The sequence below is a fragment of the Paenibacillus sp. P2(2022) genome (genome assembly GCF_029522175.1).
Taxonomy (GTDB): Bacteria; Bacillota; Bacilli; order Paenibacillales; family Paenibacillaceae; genus Paenibacillus; species Paenibacillus polymyxa.
Genome location: NZ_JAKWFI010000001.1, coordinates 309,597 through 335,761, shown reverse-complemented (window position 1 = coordinate 335,761; position 26,165 = coordinate 309,597). Strand labels below are relative to the sequence as shown.

The 26,165-nt window shown below is 45.8% G+C and carries 14 protein-coding genes; 1 reads left to right on the top strand and 13 read right to left on the bottom strand.

Translation table 11 applies throughout. From position 1 onward, the window contains the following. Nucleotides 1-90 precede the first annotated feature (90 nt). The 3 genes from MMB75_RS01420 to MMB75_RS01410 form a co-directional block, all read right to left on the bottom strand. Complete coding sequence (locus tag MMB75_RS01420; RefSeq protein ID WP_277506782.1) at nt 91-1,527, bottom strand: nSTAND3 domain-containing NTPase; 1,437 nt, start codon at nt 1,525-1,527, stop codon at nt 91-93. A gap of 73 nt (nt 1,528-1,600) precedes the next feature. Beyond that, entirely contained in the window at nt 1,601-3,283 is a 1,683-nt protein-coding gene (locus MMB75_RS01415) for a hypothetical protein (protein ID WP_045244319.1), read from the bottom strand. Nucleotides 3,284-3,445: 162 nt separating this feature from the next. Continuing rightward, the gene (locus MMB75_RS01410; RefSeq protein WP_045244318.1) at nt 3,446-5,191 is read right to left on the bottom strand and encodes a methyl-accepting chemotaxis protein; all 1,746 of its coding nucleotides are present in this window, start codon (nt 5,189-5,191) and stop codon (nt 3,446-3,448) included. Nucleotides 5,192-5,540: 349 nt separating this feature from the next. On the opposite strand from MMB75_RS01410, the gene MMB75_RS01405 reads away from it, so the two are divergent. Then, nucleotides 5,541-6,125, top strand: coding sequence for an RBBP9/YdeN family alpha/beta hydrolase (locus MMB75_RS01405; RefSeq protein WP_045244317.1), 585 nt, complete (start codon nt 5,541-5,543; stop codon nt 6,123-6,125). Nucleotides 6,126-6,274: 149 nt separating this feature from the next. On the opposite strand, the gene MMB75_RS01400 is transcribed toward MMB75_RS01405, so the two are convergent. The 10 genes from MMB75_RS01400 to MMB75_RS01355 all read right to left on the bottom strand — a co-directional run bounded on the left by MMB75_RS01400 (nt 6,275) and on the right by MMB75_RS01355 (nt 26,092). Continuing rightward, nucleotides 6,275-9,067, bottom strand: a complete 2,793-nt coding sequence (locus MMB75_RS01400; protein WP_080942669.1) for an alpha-mannosidase — start codon at nt 9,065-9,067, stop codon at nt 6,275-6,277. A gap of 38 nt (nt 9,068-9,105) precedes the next feature. Then, nucleotides 9,106-12,261, bottom strand: a complete 3,156-nt coding sequence (locus MMB75_RS01395; RefSeq protein ID WP_045244316.1) for a beta-galactosidase — start codon at nt 12,259-12,261, stop codon at nt 9,106-9,108. Beyond that, complete coding sequence (locus MMB75_RS01390; protein ID WP_045244315.1) at nt 12,258-13,577, bottom strand: glycoside hydrolase family 125 protein; 1,320 nt, start codon at nt 13,575-13,577, stop codon at nt 12,258-12,260. Before MMB75_RS01390 ends, MMB75_RS01395 begins: the two co-directional genes overlap by 4 nt. A gap of 67 nt (nt 13,578-13,644) precedes the next feature. Beyond that, nucleotides 13,645-16,758 (bottom strand): alpha-mannosidase, encoded by a 3,114-nt coding sequence (locus tag MMB75_RS01385; RefSeq protein WP_045244314.1) that lies wholly within the window; start codon nt 16,756-16,758, stop codon nt 13,645-13,647. Further along, nucleotides 16,758-19,061, bottom strand: coding sequence for a glycoside hydrolase family 3 N-terminal domain-containing protein (locus tag MMB75_RS01380; protein WP_025365479.1), 2,304 nt, complete (start codon nt 19,059-19,061; stop codon nt 16,758-16,760). The genes MMB75_RS01385 and MMB75_RS01380 overlap by 1 nt, the downstream gene beginning before the upstream one ends. 21 nt (nt 19,062-19,082) lie before the next feature. Beyond that, nucleotides 19,083-20,003, bottom strand: a complete 921-nt coding sequence (locus MMB75_RS01375) for a carbohydrate ABC transporter permease (protein ID WP_016821751.1) — start codon at nt 20,001-20,003, stop codon at nt 19,083-19,085. A 23-nt stretch (nt 20,004-20,026) separates the two neighbouring features. Next, entirely contained in the window at nt 20,027-20,956 is a 930-nt protein-coding gene (locus MMB75_RS01370) for an ABC transporter permease (protein ID WP_025365480.1), read from the bottom strand. Nucleotides 20,957-21,067: 111 nt separating this feature from the next. Further along, nucleotides 21,068-22,546 (bottom strand): ABC transporter substrate-binding protein, encoded by a 1,479-nt coding sequence (locus MMB75_RS01365; protein ID WP_025365481.1) that lies wholly within the window; start codon nt 22,544-22,546, stop codon nt 21,068-21,070. Between the two features lie 185 nt (nt 22,547-22,731). Further along, complete coding sequence (locus MMB75_RS01360; RefSeq protein ID WP_025365482.1) at nt 22,732-24,255, bottom strand: response regulator transcription factor; 1,524 nt, start codon at nt 24,253-24,255, stop codon at nt 22,732-22,734. Continuing rightward, the gene (locus tag MMB75_RS01355; protein ID WP_107733197.1) at nt 24,248-26,092 is read right to left on the bottom strand and encodes a sensor histidine kinase; all 1,845 of its coding nucleotides are present in this window, start codon (nt 26,090-26,092) and stop codon (nt 24,248-24,250) included. Before MMB75_RS01355 ends, MMB75_RS01360 begins: the two co-directional genes overlap by 8 nt. Between the last annotated feature and the right edge of the window lie 73 nt (nt 26,093-26,165).

The following is a 26,165-nucleotide window of genomic DNA, read 5'->3' as shown; positions in this document are numbered from 1 at the left end:
TACAGTGACAAATTTTTTGATATTAAATGCCTCCAAAATTCCATCATGCTATGATTGTTAAATCCTACAATTGTTTTTTTTACTTCAAAGTCAGTCAATACCTGTCAATGTTCTGATAAAATTCATATCTCTAACGAAACAAAAAGAGGCGGACAATTGACCCAAAGCCTCATCAAAACTTTGCCACTCTTGCCAAGGAAGACTTTCTTGTAAGTCCCCATAGCATTTTCTTAAAATATTTAATTCAACCGGATATCCAAAGATCGCCATACATATTCCAAGATAAACTGCACTTTTTGAAGTCTCATGAAGGTGATTATACATTCTCTCATAAATTTCATTGGGATTCTTCAATGTTTCCAACAGTATTTTTCCCGGATACATACCATCATGTTTTATTTTAGAAAGAAGATGGATCGCATCATTAATAAATCGGGGATTATAATTATCGTGATTAATAATTTTGTCAGAAACTATTACAATGCTGTGCAAAAGACTATACTGCAAGTTTGACTTTTTTAGAATACTCCAACATATCCTCATCTTGTCTGAGTTTTCTAAGCTAGTTGAAGATAACTCAACACTCATATTTTGAATTATTACCTTTAACTCTTGTAATAATTTCATACCTTCAAAAAGAATATTTTTTCTCGAAATCAATACAATTTTATGATTATTTCCACTAATAATGCTCTTAAGCATTCGATAAATTTTAGATTCACCATTTTTGATCTGATTATTGACGTAATTTACACCTAAAAAGTCATCTACTACAAATAATTGCTTTTTATCTGAGCGATAAAATTTATACACATCTTCAATGGTATCTGTAAAAAAAAGATCAAGCTCCTCATTTTGCATCAAATAATGGAACGCTATATTAAAACCTAGCATCGTTTTCCCAATTCCCGGTTCACCATATACCAATAAACAATTATGTGAATCCATAATATCAAGTGATTCATGATAAGCTTTCGTTTTTATGTAGTACTCAACGTTATTTTTCATTTCATTTAAGTGAAATTGATTAAAATTATTAGGTCCACGCAAAATAATATTTTCTAAAATATGTTCAAAAACTACTGTACTAGGCGTCCATAAATTATTGTATTTTATTTGAATAAAAGAAAACTTAGGGTCAGTAAGATACTCATTTAGTTCTATTCTACCAATTATATCTTTATCAGAATGAATATAGCCTTTAAATAAATCCATTATTTCCCTTTGTTGTTCTTTATTCAATCCAACTGATGTTACTAAAATATATCGACTCGGCTTCAAATTACGCAACTTTAATACTTCTTTTTTCAAATTTCCTTTCAAAATGTTAAAATCATTTTTATAGCATTTTGCTTGAATAATAGTATTATCACTGTACCTATATCCATCAATGCCTCCATCCCTACCTTTAGGATATCTGCGAAATACATTGGGTTCTAAATTTTCTCGAACTCGAACAATATCTATTGCCAACGCCTCAAATTCAACGTCATCTAATAATGCGTGAAAATCATAATTGTTTTTCATAATCTCCCATCTTTCTAAGACTGATATATTCATCTTTGAATCCTATGAATGTGTTATACTTCATGCTTTTAATTTAATACAGTAATCTGTGATCATTCTCAGTTGCTGTGAATAATTCCTTCATTTTATCTGCTAACAATTTATTTGGAGGATAATTGCAACACACTTTTTCAAGATCCTCCATACTAAGAGGAGGAATTATGTTTCTTCCATTTACAAACTGATGCTCAATTTCTTTTAATGAAATCTGCGTATAACCTGCCATACTAAAAACAATACATGTTTTAATCCCTTTAGAATCCATTACAGGAACCAAATTTCTAACATCTGAAACCTTAATTTTTTCCTTTCTATTTTTACATTCAACAGAGATTAGAGCCCCTAAATTCCAAAGAAACGGATCAAGAGACACGTTACAAAAATAAAGATCAACTTCCTCTCTCTCTTCCTTAATGCGGTGACCCATAAGTTTCAAGCCATACACACTACGTAGAAAATAACTTGCCACCTCTTCAAATAGTAACCCTTTCTCATAACCACTCTTTAAATTTTTAGCTTCATCTAGTAAATCACCAAACTCTTTCATACTAAATTCTAATTTTTCAAACCGTTCATTAACTTCTTTCCAAAAAAATGATTCTAAAAAGTTATAAATGACCGGCAAAAAAGCATATCTATTTTTCATAAGGAAGATAATATTTTTGGAGATTCCTTCTTCTTCGCTACCAGTTAGATAAGATCTTAACTGATCTATTCCTTTCTGCACTACTTTCAAGAATTCAGTTTTATCTGGTAAAATCACTTCAGCTTTATAAAAGTAACATATGTTTTGTTTTACTCTCTCCATAAAACTTTCGTACACTATCTCTAGTTTTTGTATAGGATACTTTTTAATCGGTAATGTTGCCAATCCGTATAATAAAACATACTGCCAATCATAGAATAATTCTGCTGGTTCAAACTGTACTCCATAAGCATATACAGGATTTTTAAGAATCATTTCTACATCTTTAACCGTCCATTGGTTAATATATTGGCTATCTATATAAGATAGGCTCTTGTAGCCATCTTCATTAAGAGGGATAAGTAGTCCTCCTTCGACTAGAAGACTTACATGATCAGATTCTGGATTTCCAATCATCGTTGTTATCCTTCTTCCTTTAATACTTTCTCCCAAGACAAATGAACGGGTAAAACATTGATAGCCTTTTAAAAAGGGCTTTTCTTTTACTATCCATAAATTAATTATGTCATTTACAAAGTCGAATTCATAATTTTCGTATCCCTCAATCCCATAAAAAAATGAAATTAATAAATCGTCTTCTTCTAATTCTTTTATTCCTCCGTAAGGGGCCTTTAAAGCCTCACTGTTAAAAAGCTCATTAACATAAAGGAGAAAGAAGAGATTCTGAGATATCACATTATGCGGCTCCTTTATTTCCCTATCAAGTGAATCTAAGAAGTTCTCGTTTTCTGTAGCTTCTTGAAAAATTTTTTTTATTTTTCTTTTCCATACTTCATTATATAATTCCACTTCTTCTCTGTGCCCAACATTCAGAAATATTGTTGGACCAGGCTCCTTATCCCTCCATTCTTTTGTAGTATTTAATACCCTATCCTTAAAATCAGAAAATGGATGTTTTAAACTATCTGTTATTTCAATCTCATAGCCTAATCCTTCCTCTTCATCCTCAAAAATAATGTAACTCTTTATAACTACCGACAATACACTTACCTCTTCAAAATTAGTTGCCATGCTGTAACTCCTTTTCATTATTATTAACTATGAATAAAAAACTATAAAATTTTATGAACAAATCAGGTTGCAATCTTAGTAAACTCAAAAGGGAGCCTTCTTACCGCTCCCAACTGTTTTTCTTCGTCTTTCATTTAAATACCCATCACCGTATGGTCCTCGTTAAATTTTAAAGCCTGCGACCAGCTCATTCAGTCGAGCTGCACTTTCCTTCACCTGATCAGACTGGTGTGCCACTTCACGAGATTTTTCCGTTGATGACACCATATTCTCAGCAATGTGCTGAGTAGATATAGCAGACTGCTCGCTGGCGGTTGCAATCTCATGGATCGCTCTCACCATGGTTTGGATGGTTTCATTTACCTGCTTAGAGGTGGCGTTCAAATCATTGACTGTGTTCGTATGCTCAACAGCATCAGTGTAATATTGTCCCGCTGTGTCCTCAAGCAGCTGATAATCCTTGCCCACCTGGGTTTGCAGGAAGTGCAGTAATTCTTCGGCATTGGTAGTCAGATTTTCTACAGACTGCACAACCTCTTGAGTAACACTCTGAATTTGGTCTACCGCGTGTTTGGAGCCGTCTGCCAACTTACGAATCTCATTAGCTACAACCGCAAACCCTCGACCTGACTCACCGGCACGAGCCGCTTCAATAGATGCATTTAGGGCCAGCAAATTGGTTTGTGCCGTAATTTCCAAGATAGACTGAGAAAGTATACGAATTTGATCTACTGCCTTGGCTCGTTCTAATGCTTCTGTCATCTTTGCATTAGCCTTCTGGTAAATTTCCTTGGCCGCTTTATTGGATTGACTAGCCGCCTGCTTCAACGTTTCGGCCTTTACACTTGTATCATAGGCAGACTGAGCTCTTTCTTGAGTTTTGACCGAGATGTACTCTGCTGCCCGCTGCATTTCATCCGCAGAATGATTCATATTTTCGGTGTATGCTGAAGTCTCCTCCATAGCTGCTGACAGCTGTTCGACCGTGGCGGATACATCGCGAATCCGTTCATTGAGATCTGTCATATTCAGATTCGTCTGATCGCTAAGCTGGTTAATTTGACGCGACTCATTGATCACTCCCGTAATGACCATTGAGGTTGAATCTGTCATTTGCTGAATAGCACGAGCAATGACAGCGATCTCATTATTTCCTTTGAGCAAGGCAGGATCAAGTGCTGCCGTTAAATTGCCTTGGGTAATTTCTTCACAGTATTTCGTAATGGTGCTCATCCGAGAACGAATGTTTTGAATGGCCACAAAGGAGATTGTGATCAGAACAACCAGCACAAGAGCCAGAACCGTGATCAACACAATTGTGCGCATTTTAATCTCATTTTGTGTATTTTGATATAGGTTGGCGGATTGCTCATTGTTATAATCTGAAATGGTAGTCAGCATCGTAACTATGGCCGTACTAGATTTATTAATCCGACCTCTCTCTTCTGTGTCATAAGTTCCAGTATTTTTTTTGACGGCCATGATCTGTTCAATATCCTGAAAATACGTGTCTATACTGCCTCTTAGTTCCTCATACAATTTCTGTTCCTTTGCATCCAATGTCCTTTGTGAAAATTCATTTAGCCCGGTTGTAACACTATCCTTTCCTTTCTGTACCTGCTTATATTGTTTATCTGTATACTCTTTATTGTCGAGTATTTTTGTATAATTGGCCCGCATATTGTAGAAATCACTTTTGACTTCAAGAATATTGGTTTGGTGTTGAAAGCGATCCACATACAAAATACCTTGACCCTCTTTAGCTTGATACATACCGATAACCCCTACCAACGATACAATGAGCAAACCCACCAAGCTGATCACAATCATGGAGATCATCGTTGTTGTGACCTTTAAATCTCTAAGCCCTTTTCCTTTTTTCGTCCTGTCCGATAGCTTGTTACTCATCCAAACCCCTCCAGCTCGTCTATGGATAATAGTTCACGCTGCTCTCAACTTTCACGAGTACTCCGATCCCCCCTTGATGCTGCCCTCCAAACAACAATATGAAGTAGATTACAAAACGTGATGCTATATATATCGGTAGAAAGCGCTTAAATTTATAAGTCAAATTACAGTACTGCAAAAATAATGAATATTATAACAGGAAAATTTATACATGGACTTGCTACGTAAATCCACAATTTTAGTACTTATAAGCATGGGGAGTTTGGTAAACTAGAGGGGAATGCCTGCATGAAGTGAGGCACATATGCAAATTAAGTTCTAAACACTGGATGATGGGAGAGAACGTATTGTGACAAACATACAAAATCAAAAGCAAGTATATATAATCCATGGATACACCGCTTCGCCAGCAGATCATTGGTTTCCTTGGTTACAAGACAAATTACAGGAAGATGGGGTTTCGGTAGATATACTAGAAATGCCCAACTCGCAAGCGCCCAAGCTTAATGAGTGGATTGAGTATCTATTGCAAAATATTAAAGTTCTACATAAAGACACCTATTTTATTGGTCATAGCTTGGGATGTGTATCCATATTAAGGTACCTGCAGCAAGTAAATATCTCGGAACCGCTGGGAGGCGCCGTGTTCGTTTCCGGTTTTACTGACCCAGTGCCAAGCCTACCATCATTAGATGAGTTTACAATTGACCATTTGGATGATCAGCAAATTATGGATTCACTAAAGGCACGTGCAGCTATAGCTTCAAAGGACGATACGATTGTCCCCTTTGCACTTAGTAAGAAACTAGCGGAAGATATGCAGGCTGATTTTCACGAAGTAGATCATGGGGGGCACTTTTTGCAAAGTGACGGTTTTACCACCTTACCGGTGGTATATCAAGTGTTACTTGAGATGATGAATGCAAATGAATAGCATGTCAGGAGAGCCTTGTGTCAAAAAAGCAACGCGGATTGAATCCGTAAACCTAGCTACTATTTACTTTTAGCAAACGATAACAAGCCCCGATGATAAGCTATTCCATCGGGGCTTGTTAATTTGCTATGGCCTTCTTTACTTTATTGTTAGGTCTTCAATTTAAAACCCAGTGTGATAATTTCATGCGGCTTTACAGACTGAAGCAACTCATTAGAAGAATCCACTACGATGTCTTCTCCTGGTTCTTCGAGGATATTACTTTTATAAAAATCGCACTGGTGCGGCCCGGGCTTGATAATTAATTCGGCTATACTATTGCTCATGTTGTACCAGCGTAGCAGCACATCCCCCGACAGCTCATTCATTTTCATAGAGGAAAAGGCAAGCTCCGTGCTTTGCCAATCAAACGGCGCATAATCTGAAGCAACTGTACCCGCATGAATCCCCGTTTGTTTTACAATCCAAGGAATTTGGTATTGATAGGCTTCTGTATACGCGCCGGACTGAATACCGTCGCCATCATGTGGAATGATTTCCAGACGAGCGGTGTGCTCACCTAGGCACTGCGCTTCCGGCGTCGGGAACCATCCCCAATCCCCCAGCTCGCCAACTGAGCGAAGCAGCGTTATTGCAATCGTGTTACGTCCATCACGCATGATTTCATATTCATTCAACCCGAGATTGGCTACGGTTAGACCCGCCTGTTCCCCGCTTACATCCACAAACGCCTGCTGATGCTGTGTGTTGCTTGGGTTTTCCCACTCAGGTGCGGTTTCATTGTCCCGGATTGCAATTTCAAACATCGAGTCCACCCGATGCTCACCAGAAACTATATCTGTCGGAAACAGAGCGCGAAGACGGTGATCCTTGGCCTGGTTGTTAAAGGTGGTTTCCATGGAAACCCCCCTGCTGTTCCTAGATAAAGAAATGACGGTCCGTATCGTCAGCGGAACGGTCTGCCAGGAGCGCTGAGCCTTGCGGTACGGATAATAAACCAGTTCTCGCTGCTCCTGCTCCAGCGTTTCATCAGCGGAAGCCGGTATTTCCCAATGATGGATAATCTCGATGGATGCCAGAAAAGGTGTATCTTCAAGCATGCGAATATCAGCGATCAAGTCTTTGGTAGTCAGTGCCTGCTCTCCCTCGGGCTGTCTGAACATATACTCGTTGCCGATATCACCCACATTTTCATATACGCCAAGGTCTTTGTAGCTGCGGGCTGTACGCTTATCTGTCAGGGTAAAAGAGCCGTTATCCGCAATTTCGACGTGAAGTAAATCATTTTCCATACTGCGACTGCCATGAAAAAGGGAAGAGGAGTCCGTATCGATACTACTTCTCAGCCAAGCATAGGTTTTTAAGCCTAGCAGGGGCACACGTTCAACCTCAAAGGTAAGGCGAACCCGACGAGACATGTAAGGCTGGCGGAATCGGTCATCCGGCAAATCATAACCGAACTGTAGCCCGAGGTCCTCCATCTTGCATGCCACCGGACTCCCTTCACTGTCCACCAGTATGCGCCCGGAAAGATCCACGTTCTTCGCTTGATGAGCAGCCTCCTCAAGCGTGTATCCTTCGCGGAAGTACAGACGCACCACTTCTAGTTCTGCCGACACTACACCACTGCGTTCCCAGCCTGACGTATTAAAAATCACGAGTGGCAACGCATCTGCTCCAAAGCGATTGAAGTCCGTCGTATCCACGGTTTGCGCAATGACCTCAATGCTTTCATCCACAATGCTCTCGGCTACATGACGGCTCTTATCGAACCGGGTCACCATCTCACGGTGCACCTCGTCCACACTACAACCGCAAATACTGTCATGCGGATGGTTCTGCATCAGTGTTTTCCAGGCATAGGTGAACAAATGGTGAGGATAAGCCTGCCCCAGCAGATGCGCGACGGTCGCAAGCGGCTCTGCCACTTTTTCCAGCATCACTTGTCCCAACTGGTTCATCTGTTTCAAATACACCCGAGCAGAAGCCGTATTCACCAGCGTTCCCCAGCCGTCCGTGCGCTGACTGCGAAGCTCTCCCTTCACTGACGAGAGTTGCCTTTGGGAAGTCCGTTTCAGAGAAGTCAGATAATCGTTGAAATTGGAATGAACAAACTCGATATTTGGATAAAGCTTCTGTGCCGTACGGATTGCTTCCGGTAAATCAAGCTGTAAAGGCTGATGATCGCAACCGTTCATGAACAGCAGTTCACCAGTTGAAGCATATTTTTGCGCATCATCCAGTTTACGCTTCCAATAAATCTTGGCTTCCGCCTCATCTATAGGAACCTCATTGCCGTTGGAATACCAGTTGGCGAATAAAATACCGAGTACCTCTGATCCGTCTGGCCCCGTCCATAACAGTTCCGAAAAGGAAGACTCGTAGCCTCTATCCGACACCGTATTGTTAAACCCTGTCGGCTTTACGCCCCTTCCGAAGAAAACATTCGTTATCCCCGACTGTTGCATGAACTGCGGAGTCTGCCCAACCAGGCCAAACGTATCGGGGAAGTATCCGATCTTGGACGGACTGCCGTAACGTTCGGCATCGCGGTGACCAATCTGCATATTGCGTATATTAGCTTCACCGCTGGTCAGAAAAGCATCCTGCAAAATGTACCAGGGTCCGATAAAAATACGACCATTGCGAACATGCTGCTCCAGCCGTTTCTTATGCTCGGGCCGAACCTGTAGATAATCCTCCAGAATGATCGTCTGCCCGTCCAGATAAAAGCTTTTATAATCCGGGTCCTGCTCCAGCTTATCCAGCAGAGAATCTATCAGGCTAATCAGGCGCATATGGTGCTTCTCATAAGGCAAATACCACTCCCGATCCCAGTGGGTATGCGAAATAATATGTGCTGTCGTCTTGCTGCCCGTGTATGTGTCTACTTCCCTGCTTATCGCTTGATTGTTGATTGATTCATCCCTTTGCTCGCTCATCGCATATCTCCTCACCGTATGTCTTGACCTGCCATTGTTCACTGTATCACTTCAATCGTCACGTCCTCGGGACGATATACTGCTAGCAACTGACCTTCTCGACCCACAGCAAACAAGATAGAGCGGCTCCTTGGCAACAGAAAAGCGTAGGATAATCCAGTCTCCTTATCCCGAACACGCACTTGGGTATCCCGGGAAAACTCCGATACGAAAATATATAGGCCCCCATTCTTGAAATTCAGCTTACGTCCATATAGTCCCGGCTGATCGCCACCGTCTATCCATTCCAGCTCTCGCTCCACCCCGGCAGCAGTGAGGGCGTAGCGATATAGCTCAGCAATCGGCTCATCCCTACCATTCAACTCCAGTGGAAGCGGACTCCAGATCAAGCGCCCCTTGCCAAGCGGCAGGTTCACAACTTCATCCCCCATCCTTCCATCTGCTGTTGGTGATAGTAGTTCCTCTTTAGCGACCTCAGCAATTCGCCGCTGTCCAAATGAGACAGGAAAGGTTTGACCCTCCAGACTCAGTGCTTCCTCCCGTTGGACGTTCCCCAGTGTACGCTGCCCAGTAATGGCATCAACCCGTTCGGTCATTTTCCAGTAAGGATCAAGCCCCAGTGGTCCGGTGACTAGTAGCGTCACACCGAAGGCTCGCACCATGTCCAGAAGATGCTCCAGCGATGTACTATCGAAATTGTGCGCGCTGGGGATCATAATCAGTTTCGGTAACTGCCGCTTGAGCGAGTCCAGATGATACTCGGAGACGGCACGGAACGGCTGCTTAAGATTATAGGACATCACCCGGGTAAGCCGTGTCGTGGCATCAAAGGCAAGTGACCGGTTGGAGAAATCATTGGAATACGGGAATACAACAGCCGTTTCCTCCAGCTTCCGGTCTGTAAACAGATCGCGAATATCACTCATAAAACGCCCAAAATCGTAAGATACCTCTGCTTCTGGCTTCTCGGTCCCATCCGCACGTAACGCACCGATGTGCGATTCATTGGCATTATCCATATAAAAGTTCGTATTCCAGATCCAATGAATCGCACCCGCTCCGCCAGTCGAAAAGGCATACGCATACTTGCGCTCCAGCATGTCGCGCAGCTCCTCCTCCGAACGCTTGGCTCGACCATCCGGTGTCTCAACATACATGATCCCGGTTTCCTGCACGAGATTCGGTTTGTCTGGTGTTTTGGCAAAAATACCGTCCCACACCAAATGATCATTCAGCCACCATGAATGCACCGTCGTATAATCCACCACAGCCTCATAAAAAAACGGAGATGGCCGTTGCGCGCCCAGTGCCTCGTCCTGACCTACAGTTACCAAATGTCCGGGACAAAGCTCCCGAATCGTAGTCGCCAATTGCTCGGCCCACAGATTGTGCATTTCCATCGAAAATAGACAGTAATCCAGCCATTTGGCTCCCTTTTTGGCCTGATGCATATCCTGAACGTCGAAGTTGATCTCCTCCGGCTCGGGGATTGTGGCAGAAGCAAAACAGGAAAGCTGCTGTGGCGTCATATTCCAGGCTTCCTGCAAAGCTTCGATGCTGCCATGGCGTTGCTCCAGCCATGTGCTGAACGCCGCCTGTTCCCATGAGTCCCTCGCAGAACGTGGACCGTCTGCGAAAATACGCGACGGATCAAACATCGAAGGCTCGTTAATTAGATCCCAATCCACATGGGTTGTAGCCGTGTGCCGACTGACAATACTGCGAATGAATCGCTTTTGTGCTTCCACGCTTTGCGGATCAAGATAAGGGTTAACCCCTTCCCACGTTTCCGGCGTAAAAGAAAAGAACGTGAACGTCACCTGCAAGCCATGCCTTTTGGCTGTCAGCAAAAAAGCATCAATCGCACGAAGCACCTCTTCCGAAGCGTGTCCGTCTATCTGCATCATATTGCGATAAGCTGTCCATACCCCTGTGCGAATCCAGTTGATGCCTGCTTTGGCCATCTGGGCCATATCCCGATCCCAAATTGCTGCATTGGGCAAAAACAAAAATTTCCGTGCCACATCTGAGGTCATATAGGTCATACCAACAACAGGCAACGGACGCCCGTCTTTTATAAAATAATCCCGACTGCGCATGATGACGTGTCCTTCAGCCAGCAGTTCGGCATCCTGCCCCCAAAAGCCCTGTCGCAATATACGCACTTCACCATCCGATGATTCAGCTCGGCAAATGACCCGATATAAACCGCTTAGAATGGAAAAACCAAGGGGAATACGTACAAAGTTCTGTTCTTTGCTAACCTCAATCTGCAAGCGATTGCTCCATACCTGCTGTTTGTACTCATCCAATATTTGCTCCACCGTCAGGTCAAAGCTCCATATCTCGTGATTTCTGGGCGTGGCTCCTTCTCGCTGCAATCTCTGGGTTTGAAGTGTCAGTATGGCTCGTTCCCCGGACTCATAAGCAGCATAGTTCGGCTTGATAGATAGCTCCGTCATCCCCTTGGCGCAAAAACGTGCCCATTGGGCAAGCAGCTGCTCACCATCCTGTTCCCAAAAGGAAGCTCTCAACGGCACATGGATAAACATCCAGCGTGCGCCGGCAAACAGACCCCGGGCATGTTCCCACAGCACGACCGGGGCAGCAATATCCCGACCGTCCTTACTTACTCCCTTAAGCAAAGGATAAATTTGCGTATTCATCGGCCCGGCAGAGCCCATCTGGTGTGGCAGATCGCTGCTTTTGGTCGTATGTGGAACGAGATTACACGTATCTGTCACCTCAAACAGCGACTCCTGACCATACAGTACAGGAATATCCTCTGATGCGACCTGTGAAGCTACCTTCGACGCATCCACTCGCAGCACCTCATGAATATGCAGCTCCTGATGATACGCAGTCTGTTCAGTCTCAATTATCCAGTCTCCATGCTCATCAGCAGGATTGCGTACCGGATGCTTAAAGGGTGCTCCCCCGACGTTAAGCAGCCCTCCTCCCCTATGGAGAAATGCCACGATTTCAGTCCAAGCGGATTTGGGGAAGTACGGTGCATGCAGATTGACAAAGCAACCGTTGTCCATATGCTTTAGCGTTTCAGCCAATTCATCCGCTCGTACGACTACCACGTCTGCAACTCCCTGAAATGCCTCATCTGGCAACAGGCTCCCTATAGTGGGAAAGCCTTGCTCACTGAAAACAACGATGGATGGGTTTACTATGATTCCATTCATAACAAGCCATCCTTCATAGCCTTATACACAAGCTGTGCAAACAGACTGTTAGACCAAGCGAACCATTTTCGCGTAAAAACCGTAGGATCATCGGCATGAAAGCCTTCATGCATGTAGCCAGTGTCCCCATCTGTTGCTTCCAGCATCTGGATCTTCTCCAGCTTTTCTTCTGCGGTCCGGGCCGTTAATCCTTGCATAGACAGGGCCATATGCCAGATGTAACCTGGCAGCGTGTGCGGACTTCCGATGCCTTTAGCCGCCTTGCCCTCAAAGTAAAACGGATTCTCCTGACTTAAAGCGAAGCGCCTCGTATTTTGATAGATAGGATCGTCCGCCGTCGTATAGCCCAAATACGGAATGGACATCAATCCCGGTGTACCTGCGTCGTCCATCAGGCAGTAGTTGCCAAATCCGTCCGTTTCATAAGCATATATAGGCCCAAATACCGGATGGCGGTAAATGCCGTACAAGCGGATACCGTGCTCCACCTCAGCCTCCAGCTCCTTCAGCTCGTTCAGAAAGTCCATATCACGGAATACCCACTCCGCAAACTCCTGCATCTGCCGCAAAGCAACCACTGCAAACATATTGCCGGGTATATTGTAGTGAAAATCGCAAGCATCATCACTGGAACGGAAGCCCGACCAAATCATCCCTGTATAATTTACAGGCATACCGAGTCCCTGATTGCGCAAGGAATCTGTGGGAATGCCGTTATTACGCGTAAAACGATACGCAGATTGCTCTTGGTGACGCTGCTCCGTTTTGAACACATCCACTATTTTGCGCAGAGCCGACTTGAATTTTGAATCAAAAATATCGGTAAGCTCCGTTTCCTTCCAGTACATATAAGCTAGCCGAATGACAAAGCACAGCGAGTCGATTTCAAATTTTCTTTCCCACACCCATGGTGACATCTCCGTCTCATCAGTCGCATTCCAGTGCCAGTCATTCGCTGTCTCATTGAACGCATTCGCATACGGGTCTATGAGGACATAATGAATATGGCGCTTGATCAGCCCCCCAATGATGCGCTGTAAATCAGCATCCTCCCTGGCTAACGGCACATAATGAATGACCTGCTCTACAGAATCCCGCAACCAAAGAGCTGGAATATCCCCTGTAATGAGAAACGTTGTCCCATCATCCATTAGCTTGGTCGTCGTCTCGAGTGAATTTGGAAAACAGTTTTTAAACAGCTTCAGCAGCTTCGGCCTGTGAGCCAGTGCTTGCTCCGCTTCCTTGAGTACGTCCTGAACAGCCTGCGGCATGTCAAGTTCGGGCATCGGTATTTGGGGAAGTCTGAATTGTTCCAATAGCTTTTTCGCTCCTTAATCTGACGGGAAACACCCGTGCGGTTATAGTCATTCCAATCCTGCATATCTATTGCAAACGTATCGTTTTAATTTCATAAGGTGTAAAAGATAATGTGAGACAGCTACCTTCCAGCTCAAGCAGCTGCACAGGTTCCTCCAGCGCATTCGACACGTAGGCTGCGTTGAACGTGTAAGGCCAGGTCAGCTTGATCGTTTCCCGTCCCCCGGAAGATTCGTACAAACGAAGAATCGACCCCAGTCCATCTTCGGCCGGCTTGATCGTATCCAGCACAACGTGACGGCTATCAAAGTTAATGAACGATCCACTGCTCGGCAGCACTCCGCTATTGTGCTTTTGCTGCTGCACAACAGGCATATCTTGATTCAGCTCAGCCGCATGACGCAAAGTATGAGCGCTGCGCCAATCTCCAACATGTGGATAAAGCGAATACGTAAAATCGTGCTCGCCCAGATCGGCATCTTTATCCGGCCATTTGGGTGCTCGTAGCAGAGACAGACGGATGGTACTGTCTTGAATGTCGTAGCCATATTTGCAATCATTGAGCAGACTCACGCCATACCCGTGCTCGGAAATATCCGCAAATCGGTGTCCACATACTTCGTACTGCGCCTGCTCCCAGCTCGTATTCCGATGGGTCGGCCGTTCCAAGGCACCGAACGGAATTTCATAAGTCGCCTTGTCCGTAACCACATCTATAGGAAAGCCTACCTTTAGCAGCTTGTGCGCTTCATTCCAGCTCACATGCGTCTTGAAATCAATTCGCCGCTCATGATGATAAAAGATTACATCCTGTGTCATTTCAGATTGATGAATTCGCCATCGGAAGCGCAGCACATCCTTCGTTTTTCCCTGAAGCACTACTTGTTTTTCCAGCAACTCGGCTTCTCCTGCTACCTGTTCCTCATAGCGGTCATCCAAATCCCAGGCATCCCACAGCGTCGGACGGTCATGGAAAAAATAAAAACGGTTTGCCCGTTCTCCTTGCTTCAAAATTTCACGGTTTGCCGCTTTATCCAGCAGGCGAATCATTTCGCCCCGCTCGTTAAATTGCACCTTATAAAATGCCGTCTCCCAGATGTCCCCCAGCGGTCCGGATATCATAGCGATCCCGGGCTTCTCACCTGCTTGGGCCTGTTCTCGCTCCAACCAAATCGTTTTGTAGCCCAGTGCAGGAACATCCGGAATACGCACCGAAATGCCGCCTTCCTCCACATCGGTGTCCAGCCGCTCGGCTTCATCATTAGCGTAGTGGTAGGCATACCATCCCTGTGCCGATTCCGTAGCAATATGAATCACAGCATTACGGCTCCAGCCCAGGCTGTTAAACACCAGATACGGTGTTCCTGCTCTCGATCCTTCCGTGTTCACTTGAGCCGCCAGCGTCGTAATCCCCTGTTGAAGCCCGACATGTCCCCATTCGAAAATTTGCTGATACTCCTTATCCGAAGTGCCGTACACCTCGGTAATCGCCGAGCCAGGGATAATATCGTGGAACTGATTCAACAAAATCAGCTTCCAGCCCTCATGCAATGCCGAACAGATATCCTCCACCTGCTCCGGCTCCAGCTGTGGTAATGCCAGCGTGCTCCACAGTTCTGCCTCGCGGTAGACTCCCTCCGCTTTCCGGTTATTGCGTTTGTTGCGGGCGTGGGTCGTGTAGGTTCCTCGGTGCAACTCAAGGTACAAATCACCATGCCATTTGGGAAGCTTCGGATGTGCCTGATCTATGCCTGCGAAAAACTGTCCCGCCGTGCTGAACCGACTCGCAGGCAATCCCACCATTAGCGAAGAACGCTCTATATATTCCAGCATTTCACGCGTAACTCCGCCCCCGCCGTCTCCATGCCCGTAAAGCAACATGTGCTCAGGATGCGCTGATTTTTCACGATAAGACTGCCAATGGTCATGAATGTCCTGGGGCCGTGTATTTTCATTCACGCCATGATTGAGGTAGGACAACATCGAAGTCCCATCGATGCCCACCCAGTGGAACAAATCGTAAGGAAACACATTCGTATCATTCCAGCCAAGCTTGGTCGTCATAAAATAGTCTATCTTCCCATGCTTTAAAATCTGCGGCAGGGACGCACAGTAGCCAAACGTATCCGGCAGCCATTCGATATGAGAGGTTTGGCCAAATTCCTGTTGGTAAAAACGCTGACCATACAGCATTTGGCGGATGAGTGATTCGCCACTGGGCAGGTTCAAATCAGGCTCTACCCACATCCCCCCGACCAGTTCCCACCGTCCTTCACCGACTCTCGCTTTGACTCGTTCATACAGCTCTGGATCATTTTCCTTTACAAAAGAGAACAGCAGCGGCTGGCTCTGTGCATATTGATAGGCCGGGTATTCATCCATCAGCGCATCCACCGTTGAGAAGGTTCGGCTTGTTTTCCGTACGGTCTCGCGCATCGGCCACAGCCAAGCAATGTCGATGTGCGACTGTCCTACCATGTGTTCCAAAGCTTGCGCATTTCCGCCGATCTCCTGAACCTGACGAATCAGCTCCTTTTCTGTGGCTGAGATCGCTCCTCCTGCTCGAATGGCGTCTTCCTCCAAATTCGCAAAGCAATCCATCACCTCATACAGGGCTTTCAGCAAGCGTATGCTACGGATGTCGCCCTCAGGCAGCAGTAGAGCAGCTTCGCTAACAACGGTAACGGTATACATCAGGCTTTGCACAGGCTTATTGGGCCGTACAAGATAGCTTGTAATAGAAGAAATCGGAGGTTGAATGACAGCCTGCCGATTGAGCGGATCTACGGGCTCAGGTACCGGATCAAACAGCTCAATCTCCAGCTCAGGGGAAGACCCGATGAGCTCTGGATTTAGCGTGACATAGGTATGATTGCGATCAAGCCCGTGATAGGAAGCACCATTGACTCGCAGCAAACCTTCTCCCCCGGACTCAAACACCAATCCAAAAGGCTCTCTCAACCACGCTGTTGGTACATTCAGCCGCATTCGAAAAAAATAAGTCGTCCCCTGACTGCTGGGGAATCGCTTGAGGTCCAGTCCTTCCGTTAAAGGCTCGGCGCCTTCGTATTGACCTGGTGCCAGGTAAGTGGAGCGTGTAATGTTCCAGCTCCGCAAATCCAGCTTCTCCAGCCATTGGCATTCCGACAATTCCCGAATCAGGCGTTTGATACGCTCCATTATTCATCCTCCCGTACGATCAGCTCGGCACACAGGGTATCTTTGGAGTGCCTGCCTACTTGAATAGAAAATCGCCCAGTCTCAACGATTGGCTGTAGATCATGCCCTATATATTGCAGCTTGTCGGAGCCTACTACAAACACCACCGTCCGTGTTTCTCCCGGCTGTAATACAAGCTTGCAAAAGCCCTTGAGTTCCCTGATTGGACGGGTCACCGAACTCACCACGTCCGAAATATATAACTGAACTACTTCAGCCCCTTCCCGGTCGCCCGTGTTGGTTACATCGACTGTAACCGTAACGGATTCGCCCGCTCGGATCGAATTGGCGCTTAGTGTAAGCCTTTCATAGCTAAACGTCGTGTAGCTAAGGCCGTAGCCAAACGGATAGCGCGGCTCGGCATCGTCTTCCAGATACCGCTTGCCCCGGGAACGCTTGCCGTTGTAATATACCGGCAACTGCCCCACATGTTTAGGGATGGAAAGAGTCAAACGTCCCGAAGGGTTCACATCCCCAAATAAAATATCCGCGATTGCATGCCCTCCCTCCTGACCGGGATACCATGCTTCCACAATGGCATGTGCGTGCTCCTCCACCCATGGCTCAGCAATCGGTCGCCCGTTCATATAAACGACGACAAGCTCCTTCCCCAGCCTGTAGACTTCCTGCATGAGTTGAAGCTGTACGCCTGCAAGCCCCAACGTCATCCGGTCAATGCCTTCGCCGCATTCCATGTCGTTCCAATCGTGATCCGATACCTTCGAGGCGCCGGTTTTCAGGTCAATCGTCCCTTCCCCGAAATCGCGGGCGCTGGACCCTCCAACCACCATCACCACGGTATCGGCCTCAGCCGCACATGCCAGTGCATTATCAAAGCCTTCCCGTGACTCTCCCTTAATCCGGCAGCCAGGTGCATACAGAACGCCTGAATGATCCTTGCCCAGTTTGTCACGGATACCATCAAGCACAGTGACCACACGGGATCTCTGCTGCGGTGATGTATAATCGCCCAGTTGGTTGTAGATCTGATCTGCATTCGGGCCGATGACCGCAATACGCTTGGAGGTTTTCGGCAGGGGAAGCGTGCTATTGACGTTTTTAAGTAGCACGATCCCTTCGGTCCCAAGCTGACGAGCCAACCGAATATGCTCCGCCTGACCAATTACCTGCTCCGCTCGTTCTGCATTCACATACGGTTTGTCAAACAGACCGAGCCTGAATTTTAACGTGAGCACCCTGCGAACCGCCCGATCCAGCACGCTCGTCTCCAGCTTGCCAGCCTGAACCGCCTCGACCAGATGACTGCCGAACATTTCCCCGGACATTTCCATATCAATTCCTGCGCGAATTGCCTGCACAGCGGCATCCAATCCATTTTCGGCCACATCATGTCCGCTCGCTAACATTTCAATCGCGCCACAATCTGTGATGATCAGACCGTCAAATCCCCACGCCTGACGAAGAGTATCGTCCAATAGCTCAGTATTCACTGTACACGGGACCCCGTCGATTTCGTTATAGGCTGGCATAACAGATTGCGCCCCTGCTTCCACCGCTTTTTGGAATGGATACAGATCGACCTCCAAAAGCTCGCGCCAGCCCATATGCACAGGTCCGGCATTACGTCCGCCTTCCGAGCTGCCATAGCCTGCAAAATGCTTTAATGTGGTAGCTACGCTATGTTCGCTGAATAAGCTTTCCCCCTGAAGCCCCTCCACTGCGGCAACAGCAAATTCGCCGATGAGATAAGGGTCTTCGCCAAAGCATTCCTCCGTGCGTCCCCAGCGCGGATCACGCACAACATCAAGCACGGGCGAATACGTGACCGCCCCGCCCTGAGCGCGGGTTTCACTCGCAACCGCACGGCACATATCGCGGTACAAATCAACATTCCATGTGCTGCCGATGGACAGCGGAACCGGAAACACAGTGCCGTCAATCGCCATATGCCCATGAGAGCATTCCTCACCGATCAGTATCGGGATACCCAGCCGGGAATGCTCTATCGCATAACGTTGGATCATATTCACAGCCTCCGCCCCTTGTTTGGCAGATAAGCCATTCTCCAAGGTCACTCCGGTCCACGGATCAGCGCGAAGTACCCCGTATAAGGAGCCGACTCCTCCATTTTGTACCTGCTGCTTGAAATCATGATGTAGGGACAATTCCCCGTCTATGTGCTCATACACTTGCCAGCCAAAGGGCTGCACAAGCTGCCCCACCTTTTCTTCTAACGTCATCAAACCGATTAAGTGCTTAACCCGTTCTTCGATCGGTTTGCTTTTGTCTTTATAAATCAACATGTTCATGTCTCTCCTTCCCTGTTATTCCTTCACAGCCCCAACCGTAAGTCCCTGCACAAAGTAACGCTGGAAAAAAGGATAAGCGAATATAATAGGCAGCGTCGCCAGCACCACCATCGCCATCCGCGAGGTATCCTGCGGAATGGATTGAAGTGCAGCCAGACTCATAGAGCTGTTTTGCGAATTTTGCTGGATGAACTGAATGCTGGATTCAATCCGCATCAACATAGACTGAAGCGGCACCAGATTGGGATTGTCAATATACAACAGGGCATTAAACCAGTCATTCCAGTAACCAAGCGTGCTGAATAAGCCAATGGTAGCAAGTCCAGGCAGAGAGAGTGGAAGCACGATTTTTAAAAAGGTGTAAAACTCGCCTGCCCCATCTATTTTGGCTGATTCGACAATGGCATCAGGCACACTGGTGCTATAAAATGTGCGCAGGATCATAATATAAAAGGCATTCATGGCAAGCGGCAAAATCAAAGCCCAAATCGTATCCTTAAGCCCGAGCAATTGGGAAACGACCATATAGGTCGGGATCATTCCACCATTAAAGAGCATGGTTAAAATCGCAAAAATGGAAAAGAATCTCCGGTAGCGGAAGCTCTTTCGTGAAATGGCGTACGCATATAACGAAATAAGAATGAGACTGATCACCGTACCGATGACCGTTACGGCAATCGTCACCCCATAGGAGCGCAGTAGCGTATCACTGGTACGAAATATGAAGCGGTAGGCTTCCAGACTCCATTGAGCCGGGAGCAAACGATATCCGTCCCGCGCCAGCGTTTTCTCATCGGTTAGGGAAATAATGACGACAAACAAAAACGGAAACACACATAGGAACGCGAACATCCCTGCTATCCCATTCAGAACAACATTCCAGCCCCGTGAAATATGATGGAAATCTCGTTTTTTTCTTTTTTTTCCAGAAGCCATAGTCCACACCCCTCTCCTCTCTTTTAGAACAAAGCGCTGTCTTTATCTATTTTTCGCACAACATAATTGGATAGGATGACGAGAACGAAGCCAACCACCGACTGATACAAACCTGCCGCCGTGCTCATCCCGATTTCGCCTGTCGTTTTCAAACCGCGATATACATAAGTGTCGATAACGTTCGTTACTGAATATAAGGTGCCCGAATCCCTCGGAACCTGATAGAACAAACCAAAATCCGCATAAAAAATCCGTCCGACTGCAAGCAGCGTCATAATGATAATGATCGGCGAGAGCAAAGGGATCGTCACATTACGAATTTGCTGCCACTTGCTGGCTCCATCTATCATGGCTGCTTCATACAAGGATTTATCGATCCCCAAAATTGAAGCCAGATAAACGACACTGTTATAACCGATCGCCTTCCATAGACTGACTAGAATCAAGATATAAGGCCAATAGGCGGCCTCTGAATACCACTGAATCGGCTCGATGCCAAACCCTGCGAGAATTTGATTCAGCATTCCCCGATCCATGCTCAGAAAGCTGAAGGCAAAGTAGCCCACGATGACCCACGATAGAAAATATGGGAGAAACATGCCTGTCTGGTACAGCTTCGCCAACCGTTTATTAATCAGCTCGGAGAGCAGAATAGCCATAACGACTGAAAACACAAGTCCAAGAATAATAAAGACCAGGTTATACAAAAGGGTATTTCGCGTGATGACATAGGCATCATTGTTATTGAACAGAAACTTGAAGTTATCCCAGCCCACCCATTTGCTCGTATAAATACTGGCCCAGAATCCTTCCCTGTTAAAACGATATTGCTTGAAGGCAGCCACAGTACCAACCAACGGCAGATATGAAAAGAAAAAGAACCAGATAGCGCCAGGCAGCACCATGAACAGCATAACTTTGTTTCGAATCACATTTCTGAAAAATGCGGCCATAGGTATCCCCTCCCAATCTGTAATGAGAAAATCAGCTAAAATAGCTATTGGAAAAAGACCGGGCGTAACTTACACCCGCCCGATCTCGCTTTTATTTCACAACCTAAAGGATTATTTGCTGTTTTGTGCCTTCCAAGCATCAAGCTGGGATTGCGCTTCCGCCATCACCTTATCCAGCCCAGCCTGCTTGAATTTCTCAATTACTTTCGGGAGATTCGTTTCCGGTTCTAGCGTGCCTGTCATCAGCGAAGCCCAAAATTGCTCTTTGACGTTCTGCACCGCTGCCATCTCCGTGGATACTTTACTGCTGTCAAAGTTGAAGCTCAGGATGGGAGAGTTTTTTCCTTCCGAGTTGAACTTCTTGAATTGCTCCCATTTGTCAGCAGGATCATTCGGATTCAGATACAGCAGCATATTGTTACCGAGTGAATACGAAGGCATATCATAGTTTTTGGAATCAGCCAGATTTTCGATATATTGGCCATCTGTTTTTTTGTAATGCACTCCTTCAATACCAGAGTCAACCATATTACGTAATACTGGATCTGTATTCAGCAGGTTCAGGAACTGCATCGCCTTTTCAGGGTTTGCCGAGTTAGCCGAAATTGCCATAATGGAGCCCTGAACAGACGTATTGGTCACAATTGGATCACTGGCAGGGGTCGATATCACCGGATAGCCGTAGCTGGCAGACCATAGATTATCGGCTAGTGGTTGAGTTTGCGCACGATCCAGAAACCAGTTTCCGGACGTAGTTAAATCATTAGTCGAGCCTGTAGTTGCAGCTTCCGGTGATACATATCCGGCCTTGTAATACTTATGCATCGTCGTCAGCGCCTGCTTCATTTCAGGTGTTTCCAAGATGTTTACGATTTTATAGTCCGTAGTATCCAGTTTGACAGCCATCGGCAGGTTTTGAATGATATAGTCATATGGAACATAGGGAACATAGTTTTTGTCCATACCGAATGCCGTTACGCCGGGCTCGTTTTCTTTAATCGTTTTGAGCAGTGGCTCCAGGCTATCCAGCGAGCGGACATTGGAAAGGTCCAGCTTGTATTGGGTTAGCAATTTTTTATTGAACCGCCATACCTCTTGCTGTGGAAGCTCCTTGTTGGCAGGAATGCCATAATGATGACCATCCACCTTGGAGCCTTCCAGAAACGCAGGATTAATCGTCTTTTTAAGATCCTGACCGTACTTGTCAAGCAAGTCGTCCAGCTCCATGAATGCGCCCTTTCTGGCATTTTGTACATAATCAAAACCACCGGAAGCCGTAAATACAATATCCATGGGCTCTCCCGAAGCCACATTCACCTGCATTTTTTGCGGGTAGTCGCCCCAATCGACCATTTTCATTTTGATCGTGGCGTTGATTTTCTTTTGGGTGTACTTGCTAACCTCTTCCATCACCCGATCTACATCTTTTTGAGGTGTACCAATGGTATACCAGATCAGCTCTACCGGCTTTTCCGCTCCCTCATTCGTCGTTTCCCCGCCACCGCTGCTTCCTCCACATGCACTGAGAATGAGCGTCAAAACCATACACATCACTAGAACAAACGAGTAGCTTCTTTTGCTTTTACCCATGTATGATCCTCCCTTATGAAATGGAATCTGACCCTGTCGTTTCATTCATTTCTGTTTCAGGATTTTTGCGAAATCCTCATTGATGAAGCAACTACGTTAACCTTAACTAATGTAAGCACTTTCATAAAGAAGATAAACTTAATAAACCAAGGTACAAATTAAAGAAATCCATGTACACCTGGTATTTATCCCAATCCTTTATAGTCTGTCGGGGAAATGCCCACATATTTTCTGAACTGCTTATAAAAATATCCCGTTTCCCAATACCCTACGTTCCGCGCAATTTCGTTTACCTTGAGATTTGTGCTTTTAAGCTGCTCCTTGGCTTTTTTAATCCGGTATTGATTGATATATTCAGCAAAGGTTTCGCCCGTTTCCTTATGAAATAACTGACCGAGATAAACGGGATGAAGGTTGTACTGGTATCCTAATATTTTTAACGATAGCTCCTTGGCATAATGAACATGGATATAGGACAGCACCTGACTTACAATAGGGTTTTTCATATCTTGCAGTAGTGAATTCACCGTCTCTGTCGCCACATGCTGAAGCGCGCTCACCAGCTCTGCCCATGTCGTACAGCATTTTATCTGGTGCAACCCCTGCTGAAACCGCTCCGACTCATTGGAATGCTTGATGCTCTCCAGTTCCATCTTGAACCGGATCACCAGTTCCAGCGCCATATTCCGCAATTCATCCGGGGTAACCCTTTCAAGATGCTGGATTTGCTCAAAATCACTCTGAATCCGTGCGGTAAGCGCATCTAGGTCTCTTGCTATAATCAGCTTCTCATAATCCTTCCATTCGATGGAACAAGTCTCGCCAGCATTTCCCCCGCCCTCCTCTAGCAACGTATAGTCAATGATCCGGCGGTCATCATATAGCATAAAATATTCCAGTGATTTTTTAGCTTCATTATAGCTGCGTGGAGCAGCAACAAGCGAACCGGCGCTGCCTATCCCGATATAAACTGTTTCTTTCCCGTCCGTCGACCACTGAACAGAAAAATCCTCCAACAGCATAATCAAGTCCTGTCTGCCCTCATCATAATTTGGTAGTGCGGCAATGATTACACTATCCGCATCAACATCGAGAAACAATGTTAAGTTGGGCTGATGCTGAATGTACTGCCTTAACTGTTGATGCATTCCTACCGAATCCCCCTCCGTCCGTAACACGGCTACCGCCATAAAGGGGATATTTAACGAAAAACCTATCAATTCAGCACGTTCCTGAAATTCTGTAGGCGCAATCTGCCCTGTCAACCAACGGTACAACGTATTTTCCTTAAGCACCTGCACCCCGAACGTCTCATGTCGTTGATCCATCTGGAACCTGTCCAGCTTCTCCTTTGTATTGCATAAAGTGGATTCCAGTTCATCCACATTAATCGGCTTCAGAAGATAATTTTCGATGCCCAGCTTCATGCCTTCCTTCAAGTAATCAAATTCATTAAATCCACTCAAAATAATCACCTTCAAGTCAGCATGCAGCTTTCTCGCCTCACGAATCAGCCTGAGACCATTCATCGTTGGCATGGAAATGTCCGTAATAAGTATGTCCACGGGCCTGGAGGCCAGCGCTTCCAGCGCCAAAGAGCCATTTTCCGCATGTCCGACAATTTCTAGCCCAAAAGAGGTCCAATCCACAATATCGTATAATCCTTCAATGATAAAAGGCTCATCGTCTACAATAAATACTTTATACATATATGGCATCCATCCCTTCCCTGTTGGGGCATCGTACCCGAATCGTCGTTCCCTCACCGCTGCGGCTCTCCAGTTCAATCCCGTAATCGGCTCCGTGTAGAAACCGAAGTCGGGTGTGCACACTGCGTAGTCCAAACATTTGTCCGTTTTCCTCCTGGCGTTCCAGTTCCTCCAAAATCTCTTTCAAACGCTTCTCTTTAATGCCCTTCCCATTGTCACGGATCTCAACCAGCAGAACCTCCCCCGTTTCCCGCACATCAATGGTCAGCACATTATCATTCCGGTCGCTTTGGATACCATGAACAATATAATTCTCAATGATGGGTTGAAGCATCAGCTTCATGACAGAGCGGGTATACAACTCGGGGTCGACCGTAATCGTGTAATTGAACCTTTCCTTGTAGCGTATTCTGAACAACTCAAGATATAATCTGCAAGCCTCCAATTCATCTTTAAGCGTGTATATTTTTTTCTGCTGAACCAGGCTTTTGAACAACACCGATAAGCTATAGATCATTTCTCCTACATCCTTGGCTCCCTGGGAAATCGCCCTCATACGTATCACTTCAAGCGTGTTATACAAAAAATGTGGATGAATACGTGCCTGCAACGCCACAAGCTCCGTTTGCTTTTGTTTGATCTCTGCTTTATACACCCGTTCAATATATAGATTAAGTTCGTCCAGCATATCGTTGAAGCTTCGAGAGATTTGTCCCAACTCGTCCTCTCGGAGGTCCTGAATGCGAGCTGTGAGGTCACCATTTTTTACTTGACGAGTGAATTTAATAATCCGATTCGTTCGTTTAGCAAAGTTAATGACGAAGAATGCAGGGAACAACACAGCAAACAGAATACAGATGACACTGATGGTCAAAATCGTATTACGAATGCCCCGGTACGATTGAGCCATTTCCTCATGGGGGACTGCCCCAATCACGACATATCCTTCGTCCGGAGAAATCAGCTTGTTAATATACATATTTTTCTTCGTCTGAATGATCCCGGCATCGGAATCCACATCGTCATATAATGATCGGGTCACTTCGACATAAGGGTACGTTTTTCCGTAATAGTTATTCCTTGAATCGAACAGAACGGTTCCATTGCTGGACAGAACGATAATTTCTCCCTTCAGGTTGTTCCCGTAGCTGGCAAGTGCATTGGAGATACTTTTGGAATTTAGAAATACTAGAAGCTGACCGGTATTTTTGAGTGTTTGCTTATTGTTAATGGGGACTTGTAACGAATATAACGAGGGGCTCCACTGATCAACCGCCTTCCGAATCCAGTAATTCGGAGTAGAGACGCTTTTGCTTTCTGCAGCCATCACATCCGGTACAAAGGAACGCGCCGCATGCACCGGGAATTGCTTGAATTGCTTGTTCTCATTGAAAGTAGACAGATATTGCTGGTCGGCACTGTACAAAATCAAATTGCTGATATCGCTATTTTCATCCAACCAATTTTTAAAATAGGTGAGTACATCTGTTGAGTAATCATGACTCTCCATGTACATTTCGTCCATGCGGTGCTGTACATATTCGGAATACGCGTGGTCCATAAAAAAGGAAACATTCATTGAGAGAACCTCATTCCGGTACATATCTCGCACCATGTTCTGGACGGATTCATGCCGGAGATGGATATAACGGTCAACACTTTCCATAGCTGCTTTCTGGGTATCCAGTTCCCGCCGAACAATGGATTGCGAAATGGAAACATACGTGACATATGCAATTGTAATGATGGACAAAATCGCAATACAGGAGAACAACACTAGTATCCTCAGGAACATGTTGTTTTTAAAATAAGCAGTGTATCTAGTACCCCTTTTCATGGTATAAGCCCTCCAGAATCGTGATGCGTAAATAAAGTATACCATGTCCTTCGCAGGAGATAAGTAAGCGCAT